Source organism: Caballeronia udeis (assembly GCF_001544555.2).
GTDB classification, from domain to species: Bacteria; Pseudomonadota; Gammaproteobacteria; order Burkholderiales; family Burkholderiaceae; genus Caballeronia; species Caballeronia udeis.
The window spans coordinates 16,008-35,216 of the sequence record NZ_FCOK02000002.1; the positions used below are offsets into that span (position 1 = coordinate 16,008).

Annotated in this window: 17 protein-coding genes; 14 read left to right on the forward strand and 3 right to left on the reverse strand. The window is 60.6% G+C overall.

The window, feature by feature from the left end:
• Positions 1-33: 33 nt before the first annotated feature.
• The 10 genes from murD to lpxC all read left to right on the forward strand — a co-directional run bounded on the left by murD (position 34) and on the right by lpxC (position 11,775).
• Positions 34-1,545 (forward strand): UDP-N-acetylmuramoyl-L-alanine--D-glutamate ligase, encoded by a 1,512-nt coding sequence (gene murD / locus AWB69_RS01590; RefSeq protein WP_062081401.1) that lies wholly within the window; start codon positions 34-36, stop codon positions 1,543-1,545.
• The gene (gene ftsW / locus AWB69_RS01595; protein ID WP_062081403.1) at positions 1,542-2,870 is read left to right on the forward strand and encodes a putative lipid II flippase FtsW; all 1,329 of its coding nucleotides are present in this window, start codon (positions 1,542-1,544) and stop codon (positions 2,868-2,870) included. The genes murD and ftsW overlap by 4 nt, the downstream gene beginning before the upstream one ends.
• On the forward strand, positions 2,867-4,024 hold the full coding sequence (gene murG, locus AWB69_RS01600; protein WP_062081405.1) for an undecaprenyldiphospho-muramoylpentapeptide beta-N-acetylglucosaminyltransferase: 1,158 nt from the start codon (positions 2,867-2,869) through the stop codon (positions 4,022-4,024). Before ftsW ends, murG begins: the two co-directional genes overlap by 4 nt.
• Positions 4,021-5,433: a UDP-N-acetylmuramate--L-alanine ligase gene (gene murC, locus AWB69_RS01605; RefSeq protein ID WP_062081408.1), complete on the forward strand. Its 1,413-nt coding sequence runs from the start codon at positions 4,021-4,023 to the stop codon at positions 5,431-5,433. The genes murG and murC overlap by 4 nt, the downstream gene beginning before the upstream one ends.
• Positions 5,430-6,377 (forward strand): D-alanine--D-alanine ligase, encoded by a 948-nt coding sequence (locus AWB69_RS01610; protein WP_062081411.1) that lies wholly within the window; start codon positions 5,430-5,432, stop codon positions 6,375-6,377. The genes murC and AWB69_RS01610 overlap by 4 nt, the downstream gene beginning before the upstream one ends.
• A gap of 31 nt (positions 6,378-6,408) precedes the next feature.
• Positions 6,409-7,161 carry a cell division protein FtsQ/DivIB gene (locus AWB69_RS01615; RefSeq protein ID WP_062081413.1) on the forward strand — a complete coding sequence of 251 codons (753 nt, stop codon included), beginning with the start codon at positions 6,409-6,411 and terminating at the stop codon, positions 7,159-7,161.
• A 27-nt stretch (positions 7,162-7,188) separates the two neighbouring features.
• Entirely contained in the window at positions 7,189-8,421 is a 1,233-nt protein-coding gene (ftsA, locus tag AWB69_RS01620) for a cell division protein FtsA (protein WP_062081416.1), read from the forward strand.
• Positions 8,422-8,520: 99 nt separating this feature from the next.
• Positions 8,521-9,714 carry a cell division protein FtsZ gene (ftsZ, locus tag AWB69_RS01625; RefSeq protein WP_062081418.1) on the forward strand — a complete coding sequence of 398 codons (1,194 nt, stop codon included), beginning with the start codon at positions 8,521-8,523 and terminating at the stop codon, positions 9,712-9,714.
• 271 nt (positions 9,715-9,985) lie between these two features.
• Positions 9,986-10,489: a peroxiredoxin gene (locus AWB69_RS01630; protein ID WP_062081420.1), complete on the forward strand. Its 504-nt coding sequence runs from the start codon at positions 9,986-9,988 to the stop codon at positions 10,487-10,489.
• A 368-nt stretch (positions 10,490-10,857) separates the two neighbouring features.
• The gene (gene lpxC / locus AWB69_RS01635) at positions 10,858-11,775 is read left to right on the forward strand and encodes a UDP-3-O-acyl-N-acetylglucosamine deacetylase (protein ID WP_062081422.1); all 918 of its coding nucleotides are present in this window, start codon (positions 10,858-10,860) and stop codon (positions 11,773-11,775) included.
• A 47-nt stretch (positions 11,776-11,822) separates the two neighbouring features.
• On the opposite strand, the gene AWB69_RS01640 is transcribed toward lpxC, so the two are convergent.
• Entirely contained in the window at positions 11,823-12,314 is a 492-nt protein-coding gene (locus tag AWB69_RS01640; RefSeq protein WP_062081424.1) for a DciA family protein, read from the reverse strand.
• Between the two features lie 261 nt (positions 12,315-12,575).
• Between AWB69_RS01640 and secA the strand changes: the two genes are divergently transcribed.
• The 4 genes from secA (at position 12,576) to AWB69_RS01660 (ending at position 18,139) form a co-directional block, all read left to right on the forward strand.
• The gene (gene secA, locus AWB69_RS01645) at positions 12,576-15,386 is read left to right on the forward strand and encodes a preprotein translocase subunit SecA (protein WP_062081427.1); all 2,811 of its coding nucleotides are present in this window, start codon (positions 12,576-12,578) and stop codon (positions 15,384-15,386) included.
• A 198-nt stretch (positions 15,387-15,584) separates the two neighbouring features.
• On the forward strand, positions 15,585-16,826 hold the full coding sequence (gene argJ / locus AWB69_RS01650; protein WP_062081429.1) for a bifunctional glutamate N-acetyltransferase/amino-acid acetyltransferase ArgJ: 1,242 nt from the start codon (positions 15,585-15,587) through the stop codon (positions 16,824-16,826).
• 15 nt (positions 16,827-16,841) lie between these two features.
• Positions 16,842-17,705, forward strand: coding sequence for an ATP-binding protein (locus AWB69_RS01655; protein WP_062081432.1), 864 nt, complete (start codon positions 16,842-16,844; stop codon positions 17,703-17,705).
• Complete coding sequence (locus AWB69_RS01660) at positions 17,702-18,139, forward strand: NUDIX domain-containing protein (RefSeq protein ID WP_062081434.1); 438 nt, start codon at positions 17,702-17,704, stop codon at positions 18,137-18,139. Before AWB69_RS01655 ends, AWB69_RS01660 begins: the two co-directional genes overlap by 4 nt.
• Positions 18,140-18,175: 36 nt before the next feature.
• Here AWB69_RS01660 and yacG read toward each other — a convergent pair whose 3' ends face one another.
• Positions 18,176-18,367, reverse strand: coding sequence for a DNA gyrase inhibitor YacG (gene yacG / locus AWB69_RS01665; protein WP_062081437.1), 192 nt, complete (start codon positions 18,365-18,367; stop codon positions 18,176-18,178).
• A gap of 56 nt (positions 18,368-18,423) precedes the next feature.
• Positions 18,424-19,179 (reverse strand): cell division protein ZapD, encoded by a 756-nt coding sequence (gene zapD, locus AWB69_RS01670; protein ID WP_031360708.1) that lies wholly within the window; start codon positions 19,177-19,179, stop codon positions 18,424-18,426.
• Positions 19,180-19,209: the final 30 nt, after the last annotated feature.

Here is a 19,209-nt window from a genome sequence, read left to right on the forward strand (position 1 = left end):
TGATTTTTAGCTGGTCGGGAAAAAGGTAAAGCGATGTTTGGCGAGAAGTTCTTTGATCGGCAAGGTCCGATGGTGCTTGTGCTGGGGCTCGGTGAATCCGGCCTCGCGATGACGCGCTGGTGCGCGCGTCACGGGTGCCGTCTGCGCGTGGCCGATACCCGCGCCACACCGCCGAACCTGTCGGAACTCGCAGCGCACGGCATCGACGCGGAGTTTGTCGGCGGTGAATTCACGCCGGCGCTGCTCGATGGCGGTGTGGAGATTGTTGCAATCAGCCCGGGACTGTCGCCTCTGGCTGACGATGTGAGGCCGCTCCTCGACGCCGCGCGGGAACGCGGCGTCCCTGTGTGGGGCGAGCTGGAATGGTTCGCGCAAGCGTTGAAGTCGCTTGGCGCGAACGGCTATGCGCCGAAGGTGATCGCCATTACGGGCACCAACGGCAAGACCACGACGACCGCGCTGACCGGGTTGTTGTGCGAACGTGCCGGCAAGACCGTGGCGGTGGCGGGAAACATCAGCCCGGCGATGCTGGACAAGTTAAGTGAAGCAATCGACAGGACCGCGCTGCCCGATGTCTGGGTGCTGGAGTTGTCGAGTTTTCAGCTTGAGACGGCACACTCGTTCGAGCCGGACGCTGCTGCTGTGCTCAACATTACGCAGGATCATCTGGACTGGCATGGCGGCTTTGACGCATACGCTGCAGCGAAGGGCCGCATCTTCGGTGAAAAGACCGTGCGCGTGTTGAATCGCGATGACGCGCGGACCATGGCGCTGGGATCGGAAAATCCCGCGACCGTGGTGACGTTCGGCCTGAACGAACCCGCTCGTCTCGGTGATTACGGTCTGCTGCGTGAGAACGGTATTGCATGGCTCGCGCAAGGCAACGACCGCGATCTCAGCGATGAACCCGCGCCCACGCGCCGCCGTAAAAGCGATGTCGCCGCTGAGCCGAACGTGTATTCGAAGCGCCTGATGCCTGTCGATGCACTGCGCGTTCGCGGTCTGCACAACGCAGCGAACGCGCTGGCTGCTTTGGCGCTGGCACGGGCGATCGGTTTGCCGCTCGCTTCGCTGCTGCACGGCTTGCGTGAATATAAAGGCGAGCCGCATCGCGTGGAAGTGATCGCGCAAATAGAAGGCATTGATTTCGTCGATGACAGCAAAGGAACGAATGTCGGCGCGACCGTCGCGGCGCTCGATGGCCTGGCGCAAAAGACTTTGCTGATTGCCGGTGGCGACGGCAAGGGCCAGGATTTTTCGCCGCTCGCGGCGCCGGTCGCACGTTGGTGCCGGGCGGTGATGCTGATTGGTCGCGATGCACCGCGCATTCGCGAGGCGCTCGCGGACACCGGCATTCCGTTGCACGACCACGCAACGCTCGAAGCCGCGACGCAAGCGGCAGCGCTTCTGGCTCAACCGGGTGACGCGGTATTGCTGTCGCCGGCGTGCGCCAGCTTCGACATGTTCAAGAACTACGCACATCGCGCGGACGTGTTCCGGCAAGCGGTGGCTGACATTGCGGCAGAACGGGGAGTGATGCTATGAGCTGGTCCGAACGTTTTGGCTCGAAACTGACCGGTCAACGCAACGCCGTTGCCAACGACAGCGCCACGCTCGGCGGCCGCACCTCGCGTACGGGCGGCGCGGGCGGCCTTGGTGGACTTGGTGCGCGTGTGGCCGAGCGTGCGAGCGGCATCTCGAGCGCGGTCAACGGCGTGACGCCCATCCGCTCGCGCATGCTCGACTACGACTACTCGCTGCTGTGGGTGACAATCACGTTGCTCGGGATTGGCATCGTCATGGTGTATTCCGCCTCGATCGCCATGCCTGACTCGCCGAAATATGCGTCTTATCGGGACTATGCGTTCCTGGTTCGCCAGATCATCTTTGTGATCATGGGCTCCGTGATCGGCGTGGTTGCGTTCCGTGTCCCCATGTCCACGTGGGACAAGTACGCACCGAAGATTTTCCTTATCTCCTTGCTGATGCTGGTGGTCGTGTTGATTCCGCATGTGGGCAAGGGCGTGAACGGTGCACGTCGGTGGATTCCGCTCGGCATTACCAACATGCAGCCGTCGGAGATCATGAAGCTGGCCGTGACGATCTACGCGGCCAACTACACGGTGCGCAAGCAGGAGTTCATGCACAGCTTTGGTCGAGGCTTCTTGCCAATGGCCGTCGCGGTCGGTTTTGTCGGTGCGTTGCTGCTGCTTGAGCCGGATATGGGCGCGTTCATGGTGATCGCGGCCATCGCGATGGGCGTGCTGTTCCTCGGCGGTGTGAACGCCAAGCTGTTCGGCGGACTGGTCGCCACCGCGGTCGGCACGTTTGCGTTGCTCGTATGGGCGTCGCCCTGGCGTCGTGAACGGATCTTTGCTTACCTCGATCCATGGGACGACCGTTATGCGCAGGGCAAGGCGTATCAGTTGACGCACTCGCTGATCGCGTTCGGCCGCGGCGAATGGTTCGGCGTGGGACTGGGCGGCAGCGTCGAAAAACTCAACTACCTGCCTGAAGCGCATACCGACTTCATCCTCGCGGTAATCGGCGAGGAACTGGGTTTTGTCGGCGTGCTGATTGTGATCCTGCTGTTCTATTGGATCGTGCGGCGCTCGTTCGAAATCGGCCGTCAGGCGCTTGCGCTCGATCGTACCTTTGCGGGTTTGATGGCGAAGGGCATTGGCCTGTGGTTCGGTGCGCAAACCTTCATCAACATGGGCGTGAATCTCGGCCTGTTGCCGACCAAAGGCCTGACCTTGCCGCTGGTGAGTTACGGCGGTTCGGGCATCTTGCTCAATTGCGTCGCGATCGCGCTGCTGATGCGCGTGGACTACGAAAACCGGGTGCTCATGCGCGGAGGAAAGGTATGACGGTTTCGACGTCATCTCGCGCAGGCACGCTGATGGTGATGGCCGGCGGCACCGGGGGACACGTGTTCCCGGGGCTCGCGGTCGCTCACTGGATGCAGGCGCGCGGCTGGCGTGTGGTGTGGCTCGGCAATGCATCGGGCATGGAAGCGACGCTCGTGCCGAAGCATGGTATTGCGATGGAATATGTGCGCTTTGGCGGTGTGCGCGGCAAGGGCATCAAGACGAAGCTGATGCTGCCCGTGAACCTGCTGCGCGCATGTTCGCAAAGCCTGCGTGCGCTGCGCTCGGTGAAGCCCGACGTGGTGCTCGGCATGGGTGGATACATCACGTTTCCGGCGGGCTTGATGTCGAAGCTGAGCGGCACGCCGCTTGTGCTGCACGAACAGAATTCAATCGCCGGACTGGCGAACAAGGTGCTCGCGCATGTGGCCAAACGCGTGCTGGTCGCGTTCCCAAATGCGCTGCCGAATGCTGAATGGACCGGAAATCCAATTCGTGCGGAACTTGCGGAGGCTCTGCCACCCAAAGAACGCTACGCCGCGCGGAATGTGGGTCCTGAAGCAGGTCCTGAAGCGCGTCTAAACGTTCTGGTTGTCGGAGGCAGTCTGGGTGCAGCCGCTTTGAATGAAACCGTGCCGAAAGCGCTCGCGTTGCTCGACCCGGCGCTGCGTCCGCGCGTCGTGCATCAAGCGGGAGCCAAGCATATCGATGCGTTGAAAGCGAACTACGCGGCGGCGGGTTTATCGGCGGATGACGATGTCCAACTGGTGCCGTTTATCGACGATATGGCAAGCGCTTACGCCGCAGCGGACCTCGTGATCTGCCGCTCGGGTGCGATGACCGTGTCCGAGATCGCGGCGGTTGGCGTGGCCGCGCTGTTCGTGCCGTTCCCGTTCGCCGTCGATGACCACCAGACCACCAACGCCGCGTTCCTCGCTGATGCGGGCGCGGCCCACTTGATACAACAGCGCGATTTGTCGGCGGAAAAGCTCGCTGGCTGGTTGCGCGAACAGACTCGCGAGACGCTTGGCCACATGGCGGAGAAGGCTCGCGCCCTGGCGAAACCCGACGCGGCTGAACGCGTCGGCCGGGTCTGCGCCGACGTAGCCGGCTTGAGCGCGCTGATACAAGCGCCGAAGGAAATCCAGCCATGAAACACATCGTCAAACACATTCACTTTATCGGCATTGGCGGCGCGGGGATGAGCGGCATTGCAGAGGTGTTGCTCAACCTCGGCTACCAGGTCAGCGGCTCGGACCTGACGAGCAACGGCGTGACCGATCGCCTGATCACGCTGGGCGCGCGCGTGGCGATCGGGCATCGTGAAGAGAATATCGACGGCGCGAATGCCGTGGTCGTGTCGACCGCCGTGCGCTCCGATAACCCCGAGGTGCTGGCCGCGCGCCATCGCCGGATTCCGATCGTGCCGCGCGCCGTGATGCTCGCGGAGTTGATGCGCCTGAAGCAGGGCATCGCGATTGCGGGCACGCACGGCAAGACCACGACCACGTCGCTGGTGGCAAGCGTGCTGGCCGCGGGCGGACTCGATCCGACCTTCGTGATCGGCGGCCGGCTGATCAGCGCCGGCGCGAATGCACGGCTGGGTACGGGCGATTTCATCGTGGCTGAAGCCGATGAATCCGACGCGTCGTTCCTCAATCTCTTTCCGGTGATCGAAGTCATCACGAACATCGACGCCGATCACATGGATACCTACGGCCACGACTTCGCGCGGCTGAAGCAGGCGTTCATCGAATTCACGCACCGGCTGCCGTTCTACGGCATCGCGGTGCTGTGCGTGGATGATCCGAACGTGCGTGAAATCCTGCCGTTCGTGTCGAAGCCGATCATCCGCTACGGCCTCGGCGCCGAAGCGCAAGTGCGCGCGGTGAACGTGGAAGCACGCGACGGCAAGATGCATTTCACGACGCTGCGTGAAGACGCAACGCCTTTGGACATCGTGTTGAATCTGCCGGGCACGCACAACGTGCAGAACGCGCTCGCTGCGATTGCAATCGCGACTGAACTTGAAGTCGCCGATGCCGATATACAGAGGGCATTGCAGGAATTTACGGGCGTAGGCCGACGTTTTCAGCGCTACGGCGAAGTGAACGTGAAAACGGCCGAAGGCGGCGCATACACGCTGATCGACGACTACGGTCATCACCCGGTCGAGATGGCGGCGACGGTTGCCGCGGCGCGCGGCGCATTTCCCGGCCGGCGTCTTGTGCTCGCGTTCCAGCCGCATCGATACACGCGCACGCGCGACTGCTTCGAAGACTTCGTGCGGGTGCTGTCCACGGTCGACGCCCTCGTTCTCACCGACGTCTACGCGGCAGGCGAAGCGCCGATCGTCGCCGCCGATGGCCGCGCGCTGGCGCGTGCGATTCGCGTGGCGGGGAAAGTGGAGCCGGTGTTTGTCGAAACAGTGGATGAGATGCCGGACGCGATTGCCACATTGACACGTAACGGCGACGTAGTGATCACGATGGGCGCCGGTTCTATCGGCGGCGTATGCGCTCGGCTGACGGCGCAAGTTCAGGATTCGAAGGTTTCAAGATGACGAGCAATGTAATCGACCCCAAGGTGTTCGGCAAAGTGGCTGTGCTGCTTGGCGGGGAAACCGCGGAGCGCGAGGTATCGCTGAATTCGGGACGTCTCGTGCTGCAGGGATTACGCGATGCCGGCATCGACGCGCATCCGTTCGATCCGGCGGAACGGCCGCTGGCCGAGTTGAAGTCCGAAGGGTTTGCGCGGGTGTTTATCGCGTTGCATGGCGGGTATGGCGAGAACGGCCAGTTGCAGGGCGCGCTCGATTTCTACGGCATCAAATACACGGGCAGCGGTGTGCTCGGTTCGGCACTTGGCCTCGATAAATTCCGCACGAAGCTCGTGTGGCAGCAAACCGGCGTGCCAACGCCGCCGTTCGAAGTCGTGATGCGCGGTGACGACTACGAAGCGCATGCGCAAAAGATTGTTGCGAAGCTCGGTTTGCCGCTGTTCGTGAAGCCGGCGAGCGAAGGGTCGAGCGTTGCGGTGATCAAGGTGAAGAGCGCGGAAACGCTGGTGCCGGCGCTGATCGAAGCAGCGAAGTTCGACAAGATCGTGCTGGTCGAGAAAAGCATTGAAGGCGGCGGCGAGTACACGTGCTGTATCGCGGGCGACCTGGACTTGCCGATCATCAAGATCGTGCCGGCCGGCGAGTTCTACGACTACAACGCGAAGTACATCGCTGATGACACGCAGTATCCGATCCCCTGCGGTCTCACGCCTGCCGAGGAAACGCGCATGAAGCAGCTTTCACGCCGCGCGTTCGACGTGCTCGGCTGCACGGACTGGGGCCGCGCCGATTTCATGATGGACGGTGACGGCAATCCGTACTTCCTGGAAGTGAACACCGCGCCGGGCATGACGGACCACTCGCTGCCGCCGAAAGCGGCACGTGCGGTCGGGATCAGCTACAAGGACCTGGTGGTGAAGGTGTTGTCGTTGACATTGCAAGACTGAACCGACGTAGACGAAATCGACGAAACCGAACATGTGGAATAACGCTCGCCAACTGAACCTCACGGCCAACGCACTGCACGTATTGCTCGTGTTCGTGCTGCTTGGGGCCGCCGGTTACTGGGCGATCCAGCGGCCGGAGTTCCGCCTGCGGGAGATCCAGATTGACGGCGACACGTTGCACATCAATTCGCCGACCGTGCGCGCAAGCGTGGTGGGGCATTTGAAGGGCAATTACTTCACCGTCGATCTCGACGCTGCACGTACCGCGTTCGAACAGATGCCGTGGGTGCGCCACGCGAGCGTGCGGCGCGTGTGGCCGAATGCGCTGGCGGTGACGCTGGAAGAATTCAAGCCGCTCGGCACGTGGGGGACGGATCAGCTGGTGAGCGTGGACGGCGACCTGTTCACGGCGAACCAGGGCGAACTCGACGACGACCTGCCCGCGTTCGAAGGGCCGGATGGATCGGCGAAAGAAGTGGTGGCCCGGTATCACGATTTCACGAAGTGGTTTGCGCCTCTCGACGCGCATCCGGAAGAAGTCATCTTGTCGCCGCGATATGCGTGGACAGTGAAGCTTTCCAACGGCACGCAGATCGAATTGGGGCGCGAGCGCAATCAGGACACGTTGTTTGATCGCAGCCGACGGTTTGTGGCGGCGTGGTCGGCGGTGACGGGGCGGTGGGGAAATGACATCGAGTACGCGGATTTGCGCTATCCGAACGGCTTTGCGATCAAGGCCGCCGGCATGCGCTTCATCAGCGACACCGACAAAGCGAAGAAGTAAGCAGACATCACAGGCAATGAGCACGCTATGAGCAAAGACTACAAAGACTTGCTGGTCGCCCTCGACATCGGGACGTCGAAGGTGGTGGCTATCGTCGCCGAGTTGAAAGGCGAGGGCCACTACGAGGTGATCGGGCTCGGCCAGAGCGACTCGAAGGGATTGAAGAAGGGCGTTGTCGTCAACATCGAGGCGACCGTCCAGTCGATCCAGCGCGCGCTCGAAGAGGCCGAACTGATGGCCGATTGCAAGATCACGAATGTATTCACCGGCATCGCCGGCAGTCACATTCGAAGCTTCAATTCGAGCGGCATGGTCGCCATCAAGGAAAAGGAAGTCACGCAGGCCGATGTGGCGCGCGTGATCGAAACGGCCAAGGCGATCAACATCCCGACCGATCAGCAGGTGCTGCATATCCTGACGCAGGAATTCATCATCGACGGCCAGGAAGATGTGCGCGAGCCGATCGGCATGAGCGGTATCCGGCTGGAAGTGAAGGTGCACATCGTGACGGGCGCGGTGAGCGCGGCGCAGAACATCGTGAAGTGCGTGCGCCGCTGCGGGCTCGAAGTGAACGACCTGATTCTCCAGCCGCTGGCTTCGTCGCTGGCGGTGCTGACGGAGGACGAGAAGGAGCTGGGCGTGGTGCTCGTCGATATCGGCGGCGGCACGACGGACATCGCCATCTTCAGCGAAGGCGCGATTCGCCATACGGCGGTGATTCCTATTGCCGGTGACCAGATCACAAGCGACGTGGCCATGGCGCTGCGCACGCCGACGCCCGATGCGGAAGATATCAAGGTGAGCTACGGAATCGCGAAGCAGGCGCTGGCGGACCCGGACGAAATGATCGAAGTGCCGGGACTCGGCGAGCGCGGTCCGCGCACGCTGTCGCGGCAGGCGCTCGCGGCTGTGGTCGAACCGCGCGTTGAAGAACTGTTCTCGCTCGTGCAGCAGGTCGTGCGCGAGTCGGGCTACGAAGAATTGCTGAGCAGTGGCGTGGTGCTGACCGGTGGCGCATCTATGATGCCCGGCATGGTCGAACTCGGCGAAGACATCTTCCTGAAGCCGGTGCGTATCGGCGTGCCTGAATACGCGGGCGGTCTGGCAGATGTGGTTCGCAATCCGCGTTATTCCACAGCGATGGGTTTGCTCGTCGAAGGCCGTTCGCAACGCATGCGTGGCCGCAAGGTCGCCGTGCAGTCCGGATCGATGGGACAGGTTTTGGGACGCATGAAAGATTGGTTCCTGGGAAATTTCTGAACAAACAGAATTCGCGCTGGTGCCGGCGGCTGGCGCGCGACAAGAGGTTGCCCGATCTCTTGCCGAATAACGCCGATTTTCATTCTTGACGGAGGCAATATGGATTTCGAAATGCTGGAAACGGAAACCAACGGAACGATCATCAAGGTCGTTGGTGTTGGTGGTGCTGGCGGTAATGCGGTACAGCACATGATCAACCGTGGGGTCCAGGGCGTGGACTTCATCGTAATGAACACGGATGCGCAAGCGCTCGCGCGTTCGCGTGCCACCTCGGTGATCCAGTTGGGCAACACGGGTCTCGGAGCAGGCGCGAAGCCGGACATGGGCAAGGCCGCGGCGGAAGATGCGCGCGAGCGTATTGCCGACGCATTGCGTGGCGCGCACATGGTGTTCATCACCGCAGGCATGGGTGGCGGCACGGGTACGGGTGCGGCACCGGTCGTGGCTCAGATCGCGAAGGAAATGGGTATCTTGACGGTCGGCGTGGTCAGCAAGCCGTTCGAGTTCGAAGGCGGCCGCCGCATGCGCGTGGCTGAAGCGGGATCGCAGCAACTGGAGGATCACGTCGACTCGCTGATCGTCGTTCTTAACGACAAGCTGTTCGAGGTGATGGGCGATGACGCCGAGATGGACAAGTGCTTCCAGTGCGCTGATGACGTATTGAACAACGCTGTTGCCGGCATCGCGGAAATCATCAACGTCGACGGGCTGGTCAACGTCGACTTCGAAGACGTGAAGACGGTGATGGGCGAGCAAGGCAAGGCGATGATGGGCACGGCGACAGTTGCAGGCGTCGATCGCGCACGCTTGGCTGCAGAACAAGCCGTGGCAAGTCCGCTGCTGGAAGGCGTGGACCTGTCGGGCGCGCGTGGCGTGCTGGTGAACATCACGTCGAGCCGTTCGCTGCGTCTGTCGGAAACGCGTGAAGTGATGAACACGATCAAGTCGTATGCGGCAGAAGACGCGACCGTGATCTTCGGTGCGGTGTATGACGACGCCATGGGCGATGCATTGCGCGTGACGGTTGTAGCCACGGGCCTCGGCCGTGCGGCGAAGAAGCAACAAGCCGCGCCGATGACCTTGCTGCGTACCGGCACGGATAACGCACCGATCGCACATGCGCAGCACAGCTACGCACCGCAGCAATCGAACGGCACGGATTACGGCGCGCTGGATACGCCGGCAGTGTGGCGTTCGTCGCGTGAAACGGCGGCTTCGCACGTGCAGGCGCTGCAGGAAAAGGGTGTGGATACGTACGACATTCCGGCGTTCCTGCGCAAGCAAGCCGACTGATGACTTTTGCCGGGGCGGCTGATTTTTGTATTAAACGCCCATAGGCAAAAGCGTCAGGCGAAGGTCGTGCTGTCTCAGGTTTCAGGCCGCGTCTGCTGGACGCTGGACTGTGGTTGAGTGACCTCTTCGATTACGTTCATCATCGTCTATATTGGGATGAGATCGGACGGTAGGAGCAGTCGCGCGACGCGCGTTGACGTTGAATGTGTGACGTATGAATCAAGTTTGAATCGCTGGCGTGACCAGCACTGACTCAGTGAAAGGCCGATCCATGATCAAGACAGGTGAAACGCTGCCCGACGAACGCCTTTTCGAATTTGTCGATGTGGCGTCCGAGGGTTGCGCCGTGGGACCGAACGGTTTCTCGGTGCGCGAGCGGACGGCGGGCAAGCGCGTGGTGATCTTCGGATTGCCGGGCGCGTTCACGCCCACCTGTTCCGCCAGGCATGTGCCAGGTTTTATTGAAAACGCAGGGAAGCTGGCTGCGGCGGGCATCGACGAAATCTGGTGTGTCTCCGTCAACGACGCGTTCGTGATGAACGCGTGGGGACGCGATCTTCAAACCTCGGGCAAGGTGAAGATGATCGCCGACGGCAGCGCACGTTTTACCCGAGCACTCGGCCTGGAGCAGGATTTGTCTGAGCGTGGCATGGGAATTCGCTCCCAGCGCTACGCCATGGTGGTCGAGGACAGCGTGGTCAAGACGCTGAATCTTGAAGCACCCGGCAAGTTTGAAGTCAGCAGCGCTGAGAGCGTATTGGCGACGTTGGGCTGATGATTGAAGCAATGTTGAGTTGATGTTGGGCCGTTTTCAGGTCAATAGGCCGGGAATCATGTTGCATTCGTGCCACATAAAATGACGTTCGCGCCGACATTTGAAATACGTCGCAACAAAGTCTTAACAGAGCCGTAACGCGGCGCCGATGTCCGGGAATGCCTCCATTCCGGTCATCGGCCCGACCCTCCTTGCTTCTCGCGTGGCACAGCATCAAACGTGCCGAAACTTACCCGGTAACGTGGGGAAACAAGTTGCAAGGTTCCTCCTGGGACGACGCGAGGCGATTGGAGTATACTCCGTGCTATTGAATACAAATTCACGATTGATTCTCTCAATCGAGAGTCACAATCGAAGCGAAAAAAATCATGTTGAAGCAGCGAACTATTAAAACCATTGTCAAAACCGTCGGGATCGGCCTGCATTCGGGCCGCAAGGTGGATTTGACGCTTCGGCCCGCTCCAGCCAATACCGGTATTGTCTTTGCGCGAATCGACCTGCCTGTGCCGGTGGACATTCCGGTGTCGGCCATGGCTATCGGCGACACGCGCCTGGCTTCGGTGTTGCAGAAGGACGGCGCGCGCGTGTCGACCATCGAACATTTGATGTCGGCATGTGCGGGACTGGGTATCGACAATCTGTATGTCGATGTCACGGCTGAAGAAATTCCAATTATGGATGGCAGCGCTGCTTCGTTCGTGTTTCTGATTCAATCGGCGGGTATTGAAGAGCAGAACGCGGCAAAGAAATTCATCAAGGTGACGAAGCCGATTGAAATCCGCGACGGCGATAAATTCGCGCGTCTCGATCCGTATTTCGGCTTCAAACTGAAATTCACCATTGATTTCCGCCACCCGGCTGTCGATAAAACCGGTCAGGCACTTGAAGTGGATTTTGCGAATACGTCATATGTGCGGGATATCGCCCGTGCACGGACGTTCGGTTTTGCGCATGAAGTGGAAATGATGCGTGAACTCGGTTTGGCGCGGGGCGGCAGTATGGACAACGCCATCGTGCTTGACGAATACCGGATTCTGAATAATGACGGTTTGCGTTATGAAGACGAGTTTGTGAAGCACAAGATGCTGGACGCGATCGGCGACCTGTATGTCGCGGGTCATCCGCTGCTGGCGTCGTATGCCGCGTATAAAGGCGGCCACGCAATGAATAACATGTTGCTGCGTGAGTTGCTGGCGCACGAAGACGCGTATGAAGTTGTCACGTTCGAGGACAAGCAAGCGGCGCCGCGTGGTTTCGCTTTCGATACCCAGACGGCGTTTGCGTAATTAAGAATTGAGTTTGAATGAAATGAGCGGCTGCTTTCGAGCGCCGCTCATTTTTTTTGTGTTTTCGCGTGATGGCGCGCTGCCATTTTCGCGAGCGCTTCCTGAAGCGGCGACGGTTCGAGCGTTTCGGCGAGCGTTTGCAACGCGTCGGCTCCGGCGGCAGACATGCGCGCTTGTTTTGGCGGCACGACGTCTTTCATTGCCTGTGGCCGGACGCGAATCTTCAGGGCATTGACCGCCCAGCCGCGCTGTTGTAAATCCACTAGAAGACGCGGCTCGATGTGCCGAAGGCGGGCGGCGAGCGCGTTATGTGCGGCGAAAAGTGCCAGTACGCCGTCTTTAATGAACCCCGGTTCCACGTTAGATCCAAGATAATCGGGGAGCAGCGCCGCCAGGTCGCGTTGCAGCGCGGTTACTTGCTCAACGCCGGCGCGCAGCGCGAGAAACTCGCTGGTGCGCCCGAGCACTTCCGTCAGCGCTTGCGGCTTGCGGGGATCGAAGCGTGGTGGAGGCCTTGAATTCGGCGGAAATCGGCTCATTTTTCAATCTGTGGGGCTGGCGGCGATGCGCTGATTGTAACGCTGCGCACACTGTGACACGGCGGCGTGCTTGCCGGTTTGAACGGGTCCGGCATGCCGTTGGGCCGATGTACCACAAACGATGTGCGCGCAAGCTCCATCGGGGGCGCGTGCTAAAATCCCCGATTCGATTTCACCCATGGACTTGAGCCGCCGAGGTTCCCCGAACCGGGACGCACCCAGCGCGCTCTAAGCCGATACCGCGACGCAGACACTGATCCGATGACCACCGGTTTCCTCCAAAAGTTTTTTGGCAGTCGCAACCAGCGCCTAGTCAAGCAGTACCAAAAGACCGTTGCGGCGATCAATGCTTTCGAGCCGACGATCGAGCAGTACACGGACAAGCAACTGCGCGCGAAGACCGACGAGTTCCGGCAGCGCGTGGCGAGCGGCGAATCGCTCGACCGGTTGCTGCCCGAAGCGTTTGCCGTGTGCCGCGAGGCCAGCAAACGCGTGCTGAAGATGCGTCACTTCGACGTCCAGCTGATCGGCGGCATGGTGCTGCACTACGGGAAGATCGCGGAAATGCGCACGGGCGAGGGCAAGACGCTTGTCGCCACGCTGGCCGCGTATCTGAACGCGTTGTCCGGGCGCGGCGTGCACGTGGTCACGGTGAACGACTACCTCGCGCAACGCGACGCCGAGTGGATGGGCAAGCTCTACAACTTCCTCGGGTTGTCGTGGGGCATCAACCTCTCGCAGATGGAACACGCGCAGAAGCAGGAAGCGTATGCCGCGGACATCACGTACGGCACGAACAACGAGTTCGGCTTCGACTACCTGCGCGACAACATGGTCTACGAGACCCACGCGCGCGTGCAGCGTCCGCTGAATTTCGCGATCGTCGACGAAGTGGACTCGATTCTTATCGACGAAGCGCGTACGCCGCTGATTATTTCCGGCCAGGCCGAAGATCACACCGAACTCTACGTGCGCATGAATGCGCTGCCGCCGCTGCTCGAGCAGCAGATCGGCGAAGAGAAGGCGGACGGCACGGGTGTCGAGAAAGTGGGTGACTACACGCTCGACGAAAAAGCGCGTCAGGTTTTCCTCACCGAACAAGGTCACGAAAAGGCCGAGCGCCTGCTGGCCGAGTGGGGCCTGATCGGTGAAGGCGAAAGTCTTTATGCGGCGCAAAACATCACGCTGATGCACCATGTGTACGCCGCGTTACGCGCGCACACGCTGTTTTTCCGCGACCAGCATTACGTGGTCCAGGGCAACGAAGTCGTGATCGTCGACGAGTTCACCGGCCGCATGATGACCGGCCGGCGCTGGTCAGACGGCCTGCATCAGGCCGTGGAAGCCAAGGAACACGTCAAGATCCAGAACGAGAACCAGACGCTTGCGTCCATCACGTTCCAGAATTTCTTCCGCATGTACTCGAAGCTGTCCGGCATGACAGGTACGGCGGACACTGAAGCGTACGAATTCAACGAGATCTACGGCCTGGAAACGGTCGTGATCCCGACGAACCGTCCGCCGAAGCGGATCGACAAGCAGGATCAGATCTACAAGACAGCGAAGGAACGCTACGACGCCGTGACGCGCGATATTCGCGAATGCGTCGAGCGCGGGCAACCGGTGCTGGTCGGTACCACGTCCATCGAGGCGTCGGAATTGCTGTCCGGCCTGCTCACGCAAGCGGGCCTCAAGCACGAAGTGTTGAACGCGAAGCAGCACGCACGCGAAGCGGCAATTGTTGCGGAAGCCGGGCGGCCAGCCGCGGTCACCATTGCGACGAACATGGCCGGTCGCGGTACGGACATCGTGCTGGGCGGCAATGTGGAGAAGCAGTCGTCGTTTATCGAAGTGGACGAATCGCTCTCCGACGAAGAAAAACAACGCCGCATCAAGCATCTCGAAGACGAATGGCAAGCGCTGCACGACCGTGTGAAGGTGGCGGGCGGGCTGCATATCATTGGTACGGAACGGCACGAATCGCGTCGTATCGATAATCAATTGCGCGGTCGCGCGGGACGCCAGGGCGATCCGGGTTCCTCGCGGTTCTATCTGTCGCTCGACGATCCGCTTTTGCGTATCTTCGCCGGCGACCGTGTGCGCTCGATCATGGACCGCTTGAAGATGCCGGAAGGCGAGGCGATCGAGGCGGGCATTGTCACGCGCTCGATCGAATCGGCGCAGCGCAAGGTGGAAGCGCGCAACTTCGACATTCGCAAGCAATTGCTCGAATACGACGACGTGTCGAACGATCAGCGCAAGGTGATCTATCAGCAGCGCAATGAATTGCTCGAAGCGACTGACGTAGCCGAAACGATCACCGCCATGCGCCAGAGCGTGATCGCTGAAGTTACGCACACGTACATTCCTGCGGGAAGCATTGAGGAGCAATGGAGCGCGCCGGAACTGGAAGAAGTGCTGCGCAACGAATGGTCACTCGATCTCGCCGTCCAGGAGATGATCAACGAGTCGAATTCCATCGACGCCGACGAGATTCTGGAAGCGGTAGTTTCCGCCGCCGACGAAAGCTACGAAGCCAAGGTAGCGCTGGTCGGACGTGAATCGTTCAGCGCATTCGAGCGTTCGATCATGCTGCAGACGCTCGACAGCCGATGGCGCGAGCACCTCGCCGCACTGGATCACCTGCGTCAGGGTATCCATCTGCGTGGTTATGCGCAGAAAAATCCGAAGCAGGAATACAAGCGCGAAGCGTTTGAACTGTTCGCCGCGATGCTTGATTCGGTGAAGCAGGAAGTCACGCGGGTCGTGATGAACGTGCAGATCCAGTCGCCGGAGCAGCTTGAAGAAGCCGCCGAACAGTACGAAGAGAAGGGCAGCCACCTGGAGAACGTGTCGTTCCAGCACGCGGAATTCGCGGATGGCGGCGCGGCGGCAGCATCGGTTGCGGCAGATGCCACCACGCAGATGATCAATCAGGCGATGGCATACGGCGACGACACGACCGTCGCCACCCGCGCGGCGTCCGACGACGTGCCGAAGGTCGGCCGCAACGACCCGTGCCCGTGCGGCAGCGGCAAGAAGTACAAAAACTGTCACGGCAAGCTCGCATAATCAACGGCCGAAGGGCAGTAGCGAGTAACAAAGAGCATTGGAGACAGGCGACGCAGCGATGCGTCGTTTGTCTTTGGCAGGCTGGTTTTGGTATCCCCGGGCGTCCGTCTTTCAAACAAGTCAGGCTCCGTTTCTTTCATCCCTGTGCCGTAGCGCCTTCTGCGCGCCGGCACTCGCCACTTTCAGCGAGTCGCGAACATGGCCGTCAATTTCCCCTCGATCGATCCCGCCCACCTGTTTCCCGTCGCCGGCGTCACGCTAGGCTGGGCCGAGGCGAACATTCGAAAACCGAATCGCAAGGACGTGCTGGTCATACAGATCGAAGAAGGCGCGACGGTCGGCGGTGTGTTCACGCAAAACCGTTTCTGCGCGGCGCCCGTGACGGTGTGTCGCGAGCATCTGGACGCAGTGCGCGCGGGCGCCAGGGGCATTCGTGCGCTGGTGGTGAACACGGGCAACGCGAATGCGGGAACCGGCGAACCGGGTATGGCGCACACGCGCGAAACGTGTGAGGCGCTGGCGGCGCTGCTGGACCTGCAAGCCACGCAGATCCTGCCGTTTTCCACCGGCGTGATTCTCGAGCCGCTGCCCGTTGATCGTTTGAAAGCGGGATTGCCCGCCGCGCTGGCGAATCAAAAGCCGGCTCACTGGTACGACGCTGCGCAAACCATCATGACCACGGACACCTTGCCGAAAGCGGCATCGCGTCAGGTTCAGATCGATGGCCATACGGTCACGCTGTCGGGGATCAGCAAGGGTGCCGGCATGATTCGGCCGAACATGGCGACCATGCTTGGTTTTCTCGCCTGCGACGCCGCTGTCACGCAACCGGTGCTCGATACGCTGATCAAGCACGTTGCAGATCGCTCGTTCAACTGCATCACCATTGACGGCGATACTTCGACGAACGATTCGTTCATCGTGATTGCCTCGGGCAAGTCGACGCTGCCTTTGATCGCTTCCACGGACTCGCCCGCTTATTTCGCGCTGCGCGAGGCGGTAACGTCGGTGGCGCAGGAATTGGCGCAACTGATCGTGCGCGACGGCGAGGGCGCAACCAAGTTCATGACAGTGACGGTGGAAGGCGGCACGAGCGAAGCCGAATGCCGCCTGATCGCGTATGCGATCGGCCATTCGCCGCTCGTCAAGACCGCGTTCTACGCGTCCGATCCCAACCTGGGCCGGATTCTTGCCGCTATCGGTTATGCGGGCGTGGCGGATCTCGACGTGAACAAGATCGATCTGTATCTCGATGACGTCCTGGTCGCGAAGAACGGTGGTCGCAATCCTGAGTATCGCGAGGAAGACGGCCAGCGCGTGATGAAGAAAAGCGAGATCGCGATCCGCGTGCTGCTAGGCCGCGGTCAGGCCGACGCCACCATCTGGACCTGCGATCTCTCGCACGATTACGTCAGCATCAACGCCGATTACCGGTCCTGAACCACACACATTTCCATGGATAAACTCGAACAATTTCTGACCCGCGCCGAAGCCGTCCTGGCGCGCGTAGAAGGGATGTTGCCGCCGGCTCCGCCCGAAATCGACTGGAACAGCGCCGTGGCGTTTCGCTGGCGCAAGCGCCAGGGACGTGGGTTCCTGCAGCCGGTGGCGAATTTGTCGCCGTTGTCGCTCGACGATCTTTGCAATATCGAGCGCCAGAAGGGGCTTATCGAGCAGAACACGCGGCAGTTCGTGCGCAAGTCGCCGGCGAACAACGTGTTGCTGACGGGCGCACGCGGTACCGGGAAGTCGTCGTTGATCAAGGCCTGCCTGAACAAGTACCACGCGGAAGGATTGCGGCTGATCGAAGTCGATAAAGACGATCTGCACGATCTCGGCGATATCGTCGACCTGATCTCGGTGCGGCCGGAACGGTTCATTGTTTTCTGCGACGACCTCTCGTTCGAAGAGGGTGAGTCGGGCTACAAAGCGCTGAAAGTGGCGTTGGACGGCTCGATTTCCGCACAATCGGACAATGTGCTGATCTACGCAACGTCGAACCGGCGTCATTTGTTGCCCGAATATATGAGCGACAACGAGACGTACAAACACACATCCGACGGTGAAATTCATCCCGGTGAAGTAGTCGAAGAAAAAATATCGCTGTCGGAGCGATTCGGTCTGTGGGTGAGCTTCTATCCGTTCAAACAGGACGATTACCTGACGATCGTCGGGCACTGGCTGAAGCATTTCGGCTGCCAGGAAGAAGAGATCGCCGGTGCTCGCGGTGACGCACTCGTGTGGGCGCTGGAGCGCGGATCGCGCTCGGGACGCGTGGCGTGGCAATTCGCCCGCGACTGGTCGGGCCGCAAGGCATGAGCGCTTCTACTACGAGCGTTTCAAACACGGCGCCCGATGGGCGCAAGGTGACGGACGTCGCGGTAGGCGTACTCGTTCAGCCAGACGGCCGTTATTTGCTGGCGCAGCGTCCGGAAGGCAAGCCGTATGAAGGTTACTGGGAGTTTCCCGGCGGCAAGCTGGAAGCGGGGGAAAGTGTTGAAGCAGCGCTCACGCGGGAATTGCATGAGGAATTGGGTATTGACGTGACTGGTTGCGAGCGCTGGCGGACCCTCGAACACGATTACCCCCACGCATACGTGCGGCTCTACTTTTGCAAGGTGACGGCGTGGAGCGGGGAGCCGGTCGGACGTGAAGGCCAGGCGCTGGCCTGGCAGCATCTTCCCGCCGATGTCACGCCGTTGCTGCCGGCAGCCATTCCGGTGCTGGAATGGCTTGCGGCTGAAGCAGTCTAGACGCTTTTTTTGCGCGGTGGAGTCTTGCTACGCGGCCTAGTTCAGGCCGCTATATGAGTCTTCATCGGGCGGCGTGTCTTGCTGACTGCCGTCGATCTTGTACTTCTCGGTCGCCCAGGCACCGAGATCGATCTGCTTGCAACGGTCTGAACAAAACGGACGAAAGCGGCTTTCAGGAACCCAGCGGACGTCCTTCTCGCAAGTCGGGCATTTAACGATAGTGGTCATTCTGCAGTGCGGATTTAAAGAGGTTGAGTTCAGTAAATGGGGTTTTCAAGCCCAACTTAAAGACTGCAGAGCGTCAGGTGGAATGGGATGTCGGCATCTACTGCACGTGGCCTCAGATCGCCGTCCTGCACCGTGAAGCGTACCCACAGCATGTACTTGTTCGCGCTCGCTTCGGGAATCAGGCGGGTGTCGGACGGTACCCGCACCTGCATCAATTGATAAGTTCGACCCGAAAGCATCTGCTGATAGCTGCCTTGCATCGCCATCACTTTGGACGCCTGTCCCGATTCGCGTGCGAGACGCAGCACGATAGTCGCTGCGTCGCGTAATGGCAGCATGGGCGTGACCCATTTCGCGATGTCCCCGCGACGCTCCTCGGCTGGATTTTGTTGCCACGCGAAGTACGACGGCAGGTCGAAGCGGCAGGTTCCACCCGGAATGATCGTACGGCTTCGAATGCTCGCGAGCCACTCGTTATCGGCCAGATGCTGGCCTGTCTTGCCCTGCATCTGCCCGAGGCCGGCCAAGGTCTGTTCGATCTCGCCCAGCACGGACTCCAACGCATCCTGCTCGATACCGGGATTGCCGCGGAACGGCGCGAGCGTCTGACGTTGCCGCTCCAGTTCCTTCATCAGGTCCGCTTTCAGATCCGTGCGGCCGGCGACTTCGGCGATCTCGAACAACGTGGTCAGTGCAGCGTGATGTTCGCGCGGGTCTTCTTGAGTCAGAAAGAAGGTGAAGCGCTCGAAAAGGTCTTCGAGACGCAGCAGCGTTCTGATTCGCTCGTTGAAGGGGTACTCGTAAAGGATCAAGCGCGCTCGCCTCGGCGTTGGTCGATGGGT